This window comes from Pantoea sp. S61, from assembly GCF_016625145.1.
In the GTDB taxonomy this organism is placed as follows: domain Bacteria; phylum Pseudomonadota; class Gammaproteobacteria; order Enterobacterales; family Enterobacteriaceae; genus Pantoea; species Pantoea rwandensis_B.
In genome coordinates, this window is sequence record NZ_JACVUO010000066.1 from 1 (window position 1) to 295 (window position 295).

At 55.6% G+C, this 295-nt stretch carries 1 protein-coding gene; it reads left to right on the forward strand.

The annotated features are described in order from the left end of the window. Positions 1-295 (forward strand): amino acid synthesis family protein (locus IAE30_RS29895; protein ID WP_200681642.1); only part of this gene is annotated, 295 nt, incomplete at both ends.

Sequence of the window (295 nt, forward strand, 5' to 3'; positions counted from 1 at the left end):
GGCTTACGGTAAAAGCGCAGTGGTGGGCTTGAACGGCGAACTGGAACACGCCTCAGCGCTGATTCACACCCTGCATTTTGGTAACCATTACCGCTCTGCAGTGAAGGGTAAAACCTATCTGGCCTTTAACAACACCCGTGGTCCAGCCAATACACCGATTCTGGTACCTATGATGGGCACGGATGATGAGGGCACTCGCGAACACTACCTCACCATGCAGTTCAACATCAACGATGCGCCATTTGCAGACGAGATTGTGATCGCGCTGGGCGCGGCACTGGGCGGCCGTCCGCAT